Below are 11,758 nucleotides of genomic sequence, written 5' to 3' on the forward strand. Positions count from 1 at the left end.
CTACTTTGGAGTAGTGTTTTAGTACCTCTAACTTCAAGCTTCCGACACCTGTCACCCTGAGCCCTTCGATAAACTCAGGACAGGCCTGTCGAAGGGCAAACCTCTACAAAAGGCCTAAGTCTTTGGTCATTGCTACCAGGTGAATGGCATTTTTGGCTTTAAAATTATATTTTAATTTATTAAGTCGCTTCTCTATAGAGCTGGTACTATTAGGAGAAATTTGATTTTTCTTAAAATGATTCCCTATCTCTTCCTGGGTAAGGCCATCAGACAAGTGCTTTAATAATAAAATATCATAATCCTGGAGCTCGAAAACATTATTCTTACTCATTGCACTTTCTAATTGTGGGGATACGTATCGAATGTTGTTAAACACATCGGTAACCGATTTTACCAATTCGTTTAGTCCATAGCGTCCTTTGCATACATAACCATCTATGCGTTGTTCTGCAAAAAACGATTTAATTTTACCGGGTCTATCTTCCATAGAATAAATAATAACTTTAACATTAGGTTGGATCTCTCGTATGGCTTCTACTAGTTCAATCCCCGAAGCCAATTTTCGTTCTCTATGACTCTCTTTAAACGAAAGATCTGTGATCAACAGATCAAATGGGGCATCATCACTAATTGCTCTTCTAAATTTTAACAGAGCATCATCACAATATTGTGCTTGTTGTATTTCATCAATCCCAGTTCTTTCTCGAAGAATGTGTGCGATACCATGGCTAATACTACCAAGATCTTCTGTAACTAAAACTTTCTTAAACATAAGCTCTATATTATAATTAATTTGGAAAATTTATCTTTGCTTTAAAGCCTTTTCCTTTTGCTGATTCAAAGATAAATGATCCCCCGATCGTTTTTATACGGTTTTCCGTATTTTGGAGTCCGTTACTATATATTATTTCTTCTGCGGCTACGCCAACACCGGTGTCAGCATACGTGATTACTACCCCTTTGGGCGTTTTCTTAAATGTGATTGCCACCAGCTCGGCATGGCTATGTTTTTTCATATTTACCATTAATTCTTGCAAAGTACGGTGTACAATGATCTTTTTTTCGGGGTTTATTGCCTGCCAATTAATCTCATCGATATCTTTAATAATAATCTTGGTACCATTGGTACTATAACTACTTAACATACCATTAAGTTCGGTAGCATATTCCTCTCCTGTTCTAAAACTATTATGCTCCCTAGAGATATCCCGGGTGGTATGATATATTTCTTCTAATTTATCTAATACTTCAGGGTCATTTTGATCATTTTGCATCTGTATCATCACCTGGTATACATCATTGGCCAGCTCATCATGTAGTTTTTTAGAGATACGTGCTTCTGCATTATAGACTTCTCGTATTTTTTCTCGCCGTAGTCGCTGCCTGTATAAATAAAACACCAGTACTCCTATTAAAAAAACAAACAGCGTACTAAACAGATAAATCACCTGTTGCCGTTCTTTCCTGGCCGTTTCTGCTTTTAGGACCAGGTTTTCGTTGGTGAGTTTATCGTTTTCATACCGGGTTACCGCATAGATCTCCCGGTTGCTTTGGTTTGCTTCTCTTAACTGAATATGGATTTCTTTAAATTCCTTAGCCTCTTTGTTAGTTGCTTCTCTTAACTCAAATATATATCCTAAAGCCTTAAGGATCGATGTTAAGCTGTTCCATTTTTTTGCATTTTGATAGGCCGTTTCTGCATATTGTAACGCTTTGGTTTTATTTTTATCCAAATAATATTTGGTCAGATATATATTACTTGTCACTAACCCTTCAATGTCATTGATTTTCTTTCGTATATCCAATGCATTAAGTAATAAGGTTTCAGAATTCTTGTTGTCTTTATTTTCTAGCCATTGTACATATCCTAGATTACTAAGTACTCTTGTATATTCTTTTTTGTCTTTTTGCACTATAGGATTAGATACTAGTTCAGAAAAAATCGAAATTGCTGACTTATAATTCTTTTGATCTGCAAGAATATTAGCCTTTGTATTCTTAAAAATCAAAATGTTATTAACTCCTACTGCTCGCACAGATACACTATCCTTAGCAAGAGCGAGTGCTTTCCCATTATATTTTAATGCTTCACTATAATTTTTTTGCTGCCTATTTGCTACTGAAATGATATGGTATAAACCTGCAAGGCTTCTTATGTCTGAAGTATGTTCTAAATATTTCACTCCATCTACTGCTGTCGTCTTACTCCCCGAATAATCCCCTAAGAAAGTTTGAATATTTGCCATACTTAGCAAGATTTTACCTGCTTTAAGAGTATCTTTATCTATTCTCGATATTCTAAAAGCTTCATTATAATAGTTAAAAGCATTAGCCAATTGATTATTTTTTTTATAGTATATCCCTAATTTATTAGATGCCCTTGCCATATATATAGTATCACGATTTTGTTTTGCCAAATCATATAGCTGATGTGTGTATATAATGGCACTATCATATAATTTAGCTTTACCTAATAACCAGGTTTTTTGCATTAACCCTTTATAAATCAAAGAATCTTGCTTGGATAACCAAGCACCTTCTAAAAAAGAGCTAACATGATACAATCGCATTGATAGAGGCAAGGAATCTACATTACTTAAACTATATCGTTGAAGTATATTCTCTAATTGTTTTGAAGATAACAAAGTTTCTACTTTTGTTTGGCCAAAAATAGGTTTAGCGCTACATAAAATCAGTAGTGCAATTGTTATAATAAAGAAGAGATCGACACGCCAAAGTTTCATCCCTCTAAAATACTAAATAAAATCCGGTGTATACAGCAAATTTATACTATATACACCGGATTAATAACTTATACTATTTTCTTACAATTACTGGCCTCCTCCTGTATCTTCATTGGTATCAACTGTTCCATCTCCTTCAGTAGCAACTGTCTCAATAGAAATATCTTCTGTATCGTTAATATTATCTGCAGTACAAGATGCAAGGTTTGCCGTGATAAAAAGGGTCATAAGTAGGTATAAAAAAGTTCTCATAATATTTTATTTTTTTAAGATTTAACATGGGGATTGCTGCCTGGTTCTACACCAGGGATTTGGGATAGCAATCAAATAGTGCGGGAATATTCCCTCGTTTTTTCGGAAAGTTGAAATCCGGTGCGGTAGTGTTTAGCCACTTTCCTTTTGAGCTTTTACCATCGCGCTACGGATTTCCGTAACATCTAAATCCATACATTTACTATGTTAGCAAAATGAAACTGGAACTAATTGTTGAAGCGAATTTATAAAGACCCCAAGTCTATATCGGTAAACAATTCCAAGGATTCCAAAGATTCCATTGAAATCCTAAAGATTCCAATAACCTATGCCTATGAGAACAAAAACAAGTGTGACGTACAAGAATGAGATTCTTGAAAAGTACAAAAGGGAAAAAGGAGGAGAAATGAACTGTTATCTCCAGGAACCAACCCGAAAACAAATTAAAGAAGCCTGCTTATGGCTACTAAACCGTAGAAAAGAGAAGTATGACGAAAGTATTCTAAATCGCTTTTTTCAATTTGAAGAAGGAGAAAACAAAGCATACGCTATCGAACGTGTTCACGGTGACAAATTTAAACCCATTATCAATTTTTTAACAGGAGAAACAAAATCAACCACTCCTGCTAATCTAGAGTTAATCGCATGGCTTATCGATTTTAAGCCAAGACCCTTATCTATTTACTTAAAATCAAATACTGAGAATGAAATAACATTACCTGAGTCGTTTCAGAAAACAGAAAATGCCTACTATCTTAAAAATGAAAACCAGGTTGTAGATATCATTCCTGAAACCAAAGTGATCGAAAAAACAGATAAGAGTATTACCATTATCTCGCAGATCAATCCCACGCTTAGGATTACGACTATCGTATCTTTATAGATGAGGGATTCCGTAAAAAAGACCTATTAACTTATATTAAATTAAGTTTAGTATAAGTCGAGCAAGTAACAAGTGTAGTCATAGGGTGTCTGTCAAAATGTAATTGGAAAAACATGATTTTATAATCATTGACAAGGCCCAGACTAACTTTTAAAGAGTTTATTCAAGGAATAGGATCAACTCAACCCTAAGTGTAAGACCCCATAGGTGCATACTGAACATGATTCGGTATTCTTGTGGGGTCTTTTTAATGATGCATACTGGTTATCGACCATAGTACATTCATCCTAATTAATCAAACCTCACAGGTCTTAGAGACCTGTGAGGTTTAAAATCCTATCAGGTAGCTACAAAACTTTTCAGAATAAAGTTTTACGAATCAAATTTCGCTGTATCTTTGTATACACAACGAAATTACCTATGATAGCTGTAGAAAAAGCCCTTGAACTCATCAATAATAACATCAAAAAAACAGATGTAATTATTACAATACCTATATCAAAAGCATTGGGATATGTACTGGCAAAAGATGTCCTGTCTCCCATTAATATGCCACCTTTCAGGCAATCTGCAATGGATGGATATGCTTTGGGATCTGTCGAAGAGAAAACATTTGATCTAATCGGCGAAGTAAAAGCCGGGGATAATACCGATCCCAATCTCGAACCAGGTAAAGCGATTAGAATTTTTACGGGTGCTCCTGTACCATCGCGAGCAAAGGCTGTTATCATGCAAGAAAAAGTAGAAATACAAAATAACCAGGTACTATTACAAGAAACTGTACTGCCTAATGCCAATATTCGTCCTCTTGGAGAGCAAATAAAAAAAGATGATATCGCGCTCCCCGAAGGGACTGTAATTACTGCTGCTGGTGTAGGATACCTTGCATCTTTGGGAATCACCCATGTACAGGTTTATCAAAAACCTTCTATAGCAATTATCGCTACAGGAAATGAATTAGTACCACCAGGACAAACTCTTAAATATGGACAAATCTATGAGAGTAATTCGATCATGCTATCGACTGCTTTGACTGATGTAGGATTTGCCGATATATCTTATTTTAAGGTAGAAGACGAATATGATATCACGCTTGCCCTTTTAGAAAATACAATAACGCATTATGATGCGGTTTTAATTTCTGGAGGAATATCAGTTGGAGATTATGATTTTGTAGGTAAAGCACTAAGAGCATTAGATGTCGATGAAATTTTTTATAAAGTAAAGCAAAAACCAGGAAAGCCACTTTATTTTGCCAAAAAACAAGGTACAACCATATTTGCGCTACCTGGTAATCCTGCTTCTTCACTAAGTTGTTTTTATATCTATGTACTCCCTGCGTTACTCAAAATCTCTGGATATAAAGAGTATCACTTAAAACAAACTACTGCTAGTTCTAACCTCAAATATGCAAAAAAAGGTCAAAGAGCAGAGTTTTTAAAAGCATATGCCGAAGAGGATAAAGTAACCATCCTTGACGGACAAGCATCTTCTATGCTACGATCTTTTGCCCAGGCCAATGCCTTGGTTTATCTTCCCGAAGATGTAACAGAAATTAATATTGGTGATACGGTACAGGTGATCAATTTGCCATAAAATTGGTGTGAATGTAAGGATTAGACCTCACAGGTTTTAAAAACCTGTGAGGTCTGGTTCGAATTATTTTTTTGTAGTATTAACTTTTTCAGTTGGCTAAAAATCTTTTAAAAGAAAAACATCTCTAAAAAAATCGTTGTATCTTTGAAAACCTAACGGTTTTATGATATGGATTATGTAATAAAAAGTAGAATTTGGATAGAATCTGAACATGGTGTGTTTTTGGGCGAAGGAAGAGTAAAATTATTAAAAGCGATCGCTCAGACAGGTTCTTTAAGCAAGGCTGCCGGTGATTTAGGTATGTCATATAAAAAAGCCTGGAACTTATTAGACAGCATGAACAAATCTACCAAAGAACCTTTGGTGATTACTTCTACCGGTGGTAAAGGCGGTGGCGGGGCTAATCTCACTCCGTATGGCGAGAAAGTCATTGAAACATTCGATACCATTAATCAAAAATGTTGGGAATTTCTGGATAAAGAGCTAAAGCAAATCTCGCTATAACCATTGTAACATTTATATGATTGACCCAAAAAATATAACAGGAATTATCCTTGCAGGAGGTAAAAGTTCTAGAATGGGACGAGAAAAAGGATTGATCTTACTCGATGGTAAGCCTTTTATTCAACATAGTATTGATGCATTGCGCCCATTGGTTAATACCATACTCATCGTTAGCAGTAATGCTGATTATGACGCTTTTGGAGTTACAAGAGTTGAAGATATTATAATTGAATCCGGACCATTAGCAGGGTTACACTCTGGATTAACGCATAGTAAAACAGAACATAATTTGGTTATTAGCTGTGATGTTCCTTTAGTGACGACTAAATTCTTAAAAAAACTACTATCCTATGAAAAAGAAGATTATGATATCATTCAATTTGAAGCTGAAGGGAAAAGTATTCCGCTAATCGCATTGTATAAAAAACAATGTGCAGATCGATGCCAGGAATTACTGGCAAATGGCGAGCGACGTTTACGCAAACTCGTTTCCGCAGTAAAAACAAAAACCATTACTGTACTTGAAAAAGAACGTCTTTTGGTAACCAATATGAATACCGTTGAGGATTTAAAAACAATTACAAATGCAATTGACCATTAAATATTTTGGTATGCTGGCCGAGGCCACAACAATTAATGAAGAATACTTGCAAACCGAGGTTTGTTCGGTTTCTCAATTAGTAAAAAAACTAAAAAATCAATACCCAAAATTAGATAATGCTGATTTTAAAGTTGCAATTGATCAACAATTAGTTGACCAAAATCATATTATTAACTCAGAAGTAGAAGTAGCTTTGTTGCCCCCATTCGCTGGTGGATAATTTAATTATTCAAAATATAGATTATGAATTCTTTTAATCCCAGATATCATAGACAAATCATCTTACCCGAGATTGGTACTGCCGGTCAGGAAAAACTAGATACTGCTAAAGTATTAGTGATCGGGGCAGGTGGACTGGGGTGCCCTGTACTACAATATCTTACAGCAGCGGGAGTAGGCACAATTGGTATTGTTGATTTTGATACTGTAGATATCTCTAACTTACATCGCCAGATTTTATATGGCACCGATTCTTTGGGAATAAACAAGGCTGTAGCAGCAAAACAACGCCTTACAGACCTTAATCCTACGGTAACTATTCATACATATACAGAAAAACTTACTCCAAAAAATGCCATACCCCTTTTTTCTGACTATGATATTATTGTTGATGGGACCGATAATTTCTCTACCCGATATCTAGTTAGTGATGCCTGTATTATTACAGATAAACCGCTGGTATATGGAGCTATTTTTAAATATGAAGGGCAAGTCTCTGTATTTAATTATCAAAATGGTCCTTCTTATCGATGTTTATTTCCCGAACCTCCAAAAGCAGGAAGCGTTCCTTCTTGCTCAGAGATAGGTGTTCTGGGAGTATTACCGGGTATTATTGGTAGTATGCAAGCCAACGAGGTTCTTAAAATGATTTTAGACCTGGGTGATGTACTTAACGGAAAACTGCTAATGTACAATTGCTTAACTACGCAATTCTCATCTTTTACTATTAATCGTGTTGCAGCAGAAATCTCTAAAGTACTCGATGCTGCACATTGTTTTGAAACCACAGATTACGATCTTTTTTGTGGTGTGAAGCAAATTTCAGAAATCACTGCCCAAGAAGCTTTTTTAGTAAAAAACGCTCAATTTATAGATGTTCGTGAAACTCATGAGCAACCAAAAATCGAATATTTAAATCCTATCTATATCCCATTAGGTAGTCTCGAACAAGAATTACATACTATTTCTAAAGAAAAAGAAACGATAGTCTTTTGTCAATCCGGTATTCGAAGTAAAAGAGCGTTAGACATCTTACTTCAGAATGGATTCGAAAACATATCTCATATAAAAGGAGGAGCTATTGCTTTACATGAAATTATACCAGACCTCACAGGTCTTAGAGACCTGTGAGGTCTAAAGACATTTGGATTAAAAAGATCTAAAAAATAACTATGGAAAAAAAGAAACCAAAAAATGTATTTGTACAAGGTCCTATTTCGTCAGAATTTATAGGAACATCTATTGCAAAACATCAAACTAAAACCAGTATAGGAGCCCATAATATATTTTTGGGGCAGGTTCGAGCAGATGAAATTGATGGTAAGATCGTTACAGCTATTGACTATACCGCTTATGAAGAAATGGCAAATCAAAAGTTTCATGAAATACGAGAAGCCACTTTTGAAAAATTTGACCTTACCTGCATGCATATTTATCATAGCTTAGGAACGGTAAAAGCCGGAGAGATTTGTCTTTTTGTGTTTGTATCTTCCCCAAGAAGAAAAGTAGTTTTTAAAGCCCTGGAATATGTGGTTGAAGCTATTAAAGCAGATGTTCCCGTTTTTGGAAAAGAGATTTTTGAAGATCAAACACATCAGTGGAAACAGAATAACTAGTCCTATTTTATGAATTCTAAAAAAACAAGAATCGAAAAAGAAATGATGAATGAAACAAAATAACTCATGGTTTGTCATTCCAGCCTAGGCTGGAATCCAAAATAAAACTAAGTGCTAAAACTTAAAGATTAATATTCTTTCGTTTCATGCTAATTAAGAAGATTTGAATGGATTTAGTTTTAGATTGCCATGATTAGATCACATTATGGATCCCAGCCTACGCTGGGATGACAAAATAAGATAGAAAATAATATGTTTGCCATTCTGATGTATCCCAGACTGGCATTCTAAATATAGTTAGTATAGAAATACTAATTATAAAAATTGAAATACAACATATGGTAGACATCACTCATAAAACATCTACATTAAGAATTGCGACAGCTCAAGCAATTGTAAAGGTTAGTAAACCCGAAACTATAGCAGCTATAGAACAAGGAACTGTCCCAAAAGGAGACGTATTTGCTATGAGTAAAGCCGCAGGATTGCTTGGTGTAAAAAAGACTCCGGATTTACTTCCGGATTGTCATCCATTACCTATTGAATATACCGGAATTGAATATACCATTGAAGGATTAGAAATTACAGTTTTGGTTACTATAAAAACAATTTACAAAACTGGTGTAGAGGTAGAAGCTATGCATGGAGCAAGTGTTGTAGCTCTAAATATGTATGATATGCTAAAACCAATTGATAAAGGTGTCGAGATTCATCATATCAAATTGATCAATAAAAAAGGAGGGAAATCTGATTATAAAGATAAATTTAGAAGAGATCTTAAAGCTGCTGTTATTGTTTGTTCTGATACTATTGCTGAAGGAAAGAAAGAAGACAAAGCTGGTAAAGCGATCATCACAAAATTAGAACAATGCGAAGTTGACATCTTAGAATATGTAATCATTCCCGATGAAGCAAAAATCATACAGGAAAAAGCAAAAAAATATCAACAACAAGGAGCAGATCTTATTATTTATACGGGGGGTACCGGTCTCTCTAAACGAGATGTTACTCCGGATGCTTTACGACCGCTTTTAGACCGAACCATTCCCGGTATCGAAGAGGCTGTACGTAAATATGGGCAAGATCGTATGCCCTACTCTATGTTATCCAGAAGTGTAGCAGGAACGATCAAAAATACTCTGGTATTAGCATTACCAGGCTCTACTAATGGAGCAAGAGAGTCTATGGATGCTATTTTTCCTGAAGTATTGCATGTGTTTAGAATTTTAAAAGGAGCGAGACATGACTAAGTCAAACATACTTACAGATACCTTTGGCAGAAAGCATAACTACCTACGTATTTCGCTCACAGAGCGTTGTAATCTTCGGTGTACCTATTGCATGCCTGCAGATGGAATTCAATTATCCCCAAAAGATCATCTTATGACTTATGAGGAAATTTATACCATCGCCAAAGAATTTGTAAATATGGGGGTTACCAAAATTCGATTAACAGGAGGAGAGCCTTTGATACGCAAAGATGCTGCTCTTATTATGGAAAAACTCTCCTCACTTCCTGTTCAATTAACACTAACTACCAATGGCGTGATCGTGGATAAATTTATAGATCACTTCAAAAAATGTGATATTAAAACCCTTAATGTTAGCTTGGATTCTCTCGATACTCAAAAAAATAAAGAAATTACTCGTAGATCATATTTCGAAAAAGTATATCAGAATATCATTTTATTGGTTAAAGAAGGTTTTCAGGTAAAAGTGAATTGTGTTTTGATGAAAGGGTTTAATGATGATGAAGTTATTGATTTTATTAATTTGAGTAAAAACCTACCTGTGCATGTTCGATTTATCGAGTTTATGCCTTTTGATGGAAATCAATGGAATATGGAGAGGCTGGTTTCTTTACAAGAGATTCTTTCTAAAGTACATTCTAATTTTGAAAAGAATGTTATTGTAAAACTCTATGACGCCCCTAATGACACTACAAAAAGTTATCAAATAAAAGGATATCAAGGCACTTTTGCTATCATAAGCTCTGTGACTAATCCATTTTGTGATGGTTGCAACAGAATACGTCTAACTGCAAACGGGCAGATAAAAAACTGTTTATTCTCTTCAAAAGAATCAGATCTTTTGACCAAACTAAGAGCAGGAGAATCAATAATCCCTATCATTCAAAACGCAGTACAAACCAAATTTAAAGTACGCAATGGGATGGATACATTGGAGAAATTTAACCAATCAGATATGCATTCTAATAATCGTAGCATGATTGCTATTGGAGGTTAACTTTTCCTGGATAAAGATAATAGGTTAACATCATGACCAATATCATAGTTGTTTTATGCTATCTGGTTTATTTTTAGAACTATAAATCTTTTACACATGAAACGAATATTAAGAAAATTAAAAATTGCTTCACAAAAGAAGATGTTTAAATTTTCTTAATGTGAGAACGGAGTGGTTACATACGTTCTCAATTTTATAATTAATGTGTTATCAAGTAATTACTAAAATTTAAACGTATGAAAAATATCCTTCTCCCTACCGACTTTTCAGACAATGCCAGAAACGCAATACATTATGCTTTAGAGTTTTTTAAAAATGAACTCTGTACTTTTCATCTATTTAATGTACAAAAAGCATCTAAGTATACCACAGATGATCTTATGGCTGCTCCCGCTAATACCACAATACACCAAACGGTAATTAGTGATGCTAAAAAGAAACTTAGCCAAATGGTCGAAGAATTAACCGACCAATATCCAGACGAAAACTATACATTTAATACTGTTACTGATTATGATGTCTTTATAGATGCTATACGACAAGCAGTTAAATCTAAAAATATTGACCTAATCATTATGGGAACAAATGGTGCTACAGGAGCATCAGAAGTTGTATTTGGCAGTAATACACTTAATGTTATTCGCAAAATAGATTGCCCCATAATTGCCATTCCGCAAGGGTATAAATTTAAAGATCCAAAAACCATTTTATATGCTATTGATTACTGGGATCATTTTAATACAGAAGGTATCGAACCTTTAATGGATACTATCATAAAACATAAATCTTCTTTACGAATTCTTAAAATCAAAGAAGATGATACTATTACTGTAGCCGATTTTGATGACAAAAAACATATGAAGGAGTTTTTTAAAGAAATAAATCATACCTTTCATTCTATTATCAATGTACCAACTGCTTTGGCTATAAATAGTTTTGTACAAATTATGGATATTGATATGACAGCTATGTTTATTAAAAGAGAAACCTTTTTGGATCGATTTTTTAAAGGATCTGAAACTTCTAAAATAAGTTATGGAACAAGAGTGCCTCTTTTGATTATGCACAGCCAATAAATCTTATAAAACTCATACAA

Annotated in this window: 13 protein-coding genes; 10 read left to right on the forward strand and 3 right to left on the reverse strand. The window is 34.5% G+C overall.

The features are described from left to right. Positions 1 to 103 precede the first annotated feature (103 nt). The 3 genes from ATO12_RS04375 to ATO12_RS25910 all read right to left on the reverse strand — a co-directional run bounded on the left by ATO12_RS04375 (position 104) and on the right by ATO12_RS25910 (position 2,996). The gene (locus ATO12_RS04375; protein WP_034239444.1) at positions 104 to 772 is read right to left on the reverse strand and encodes a response regulator; all 669 of its coding nucleotides are present in this window, start codon (positions 770 to 772) and stop codon (positions 104 to 106) included. Between the two features lie 16 nt (positions 773 to 788). Continuing rightward, a complete protein-coding gene (locus tag ATO12_RS04380) occupies positions 789 to 2,744 on the reverse strand; it encodes a tetratricopeptide repeat-containing sensor histidine kinase (protein ID WP_034239446.1) in 1,956 nt (651 codons plus the stop codon). An 87-nt stretch (positions 2,745 to 2,831) separates the two neighbouring features. Beyond that, complete coding sequence (locus ATO12_RS25910) at positions 2,832 to 2,996, reverse strand: hypothetical protein (RefSeq protein WP_165583330.1); 165 nt, start codon at positions 2,994 to 2,996, stop codon at positions 2,832 to 2,834. 334 nt (positions 2,997 to 3,330) lie between these two features. Between ATO12_RS25910 and ATO12_RS04385 the strand changes: the two genes are divergently transcribed. The 10 genes from ATO12_RS04385 (at position 3,331) to ATO12_RS04430 (ending at position 11,738) form a co-directional block, all read left to right on the forward strand. Further along, entirely contained in the window at positions 3,331 to 3,879 is a 549-nt protein-coding gene (locus tag ATO12_RS04385; protein WP_131248773.1) for a hypothetical protein, read from the forward strand. Between the two features lie 420 nt (positions 3,880 to 4,299). Next, positions 4,300 to 5,475 carry a molybdopterin molybdotransferase MoeA gene (locus tag ATO12_RS04390; protein WP_034239451.1) on the forward strand — a complete coding sequence of 392 codons (1,176 nt, stop codon included), beginning with the start codon at positions 4,300 to 4,302 and terminating at the stop codon, positions 5,473 to 5,475. Positions 5,476 to 5,643: 168 nt separating this feature from the next. Beyond that, positions 5,644 to 5,979, forward strand: coding sequence for a winged helix-turn-helix domain-containing protein (locus tag ATO12_RS04395; RefSeq protein ID WP_034239454.1), 336 nt, complete (start codon positions 5,644 to 5,646; stop codon positions 5,977 to 5,979). 16 nt (positions 5,980 to 5,995) lie between these two features. Next, a complete protein-coding gene (gene mobA / locus ATO12_RS04400; RefSeq protein ID WP_051575623.1) occupies positions 5,996 to 6,580 on the forward strand; it encodes a molybdenum cofactor guanylyltransferase in 585 nt (194 codons plus the stop codon). After that, positions 6,564 to 6,800 carry a MoaD/ThiS family protein gene (locus ATO12_RS04405; protein WP_034239455.1) on the forward strand — a complete coding sequence of 79 codons (237 nt, stop codon included), beginning with the start codon at positions 6,564 to 6,566 and terminating at the stop codon, positions 6,798 to 6,800. Before mobA ends, ATO12_RS04405 begins: the two co-directional genes overlap by 17 nt. A 23-nt stretch (positions 6,801 to 6,823) precedes the next feature. Beyond that, positions 6,824 to 7,930, forward strand: a complete 1,107-nt coding sequence (gene moeB, locus ATO12_RS04410; RefSeq protein ID WP_034239457.1) for a molybdopterin-synthase adenylyltransferase MoeB — start codon at positions 6,824 to 6,826, stop codon at positions 7,928 to 7,930. 41 nt (positions 7,931 to 7,971) lie between these two features. Continuing rightward, positions 7,972 to 8,415: a molybdenum cofactor biosynthesis protein MoaE gene (locus ATO12_RS04415; protein WP_034239460.1), complete on the forward strand. Its 444-nt coding sequence runs from the start codon at positions 7,972 to 7,974 to the stop codon at positions 8,413 to 8,415. A gap of 338 nt (positions 8,416 to 8,753) precedes the next feature. Then, entirely contained in the window at positions 8,754 to 9,665 is a 912-nt protein-coding gene (gene moaCB, locus ATO12_RS04420) for a bifunctional molybdenum cofactor biosynthesis protein MoaC/MoaB (protein WP_034239462.1), read from the forward strand. Next, a complete protein-coding gene (gene moaA / locus ATO12_RS04425) occupies positions 9,658 to 10,662 on the forward strand; it encodes a GTP 3',8-cyclase MoaA (RefSeq protein ID WP_034239464.1) in 1,005 nt (334 codons plus the stop codon). Before moaCB ends, moaA begins: the two co-directional genes overlap by 8 nt. A 236-nt stretch (positions 10,663 to 10,898) precedes the next feature. Then, positions 10,899 to 11,738 (forward strand): universal stress protein, encoded by an 840-nt coding sequence (locus ATO12_RS04430; protein ID WP_034239465.1) that lies wholly within the window; start codon positions 10,899 to 10,901, stop codon positions 11,736 to 11,738. The last annotated feature ends 20 nt before the right edge of the window (positions 11,739 to 11,758 follow it).

This window comes from Aquimarina atlantica, from assembly GCF_000626715.1.
Classification (GTDB): Bacteria; Bacteroidota; Bacteroidia; order Flavobacteriales; family Flavobacteriaceae; genus Aquimarina; species Aquimarina atlantica.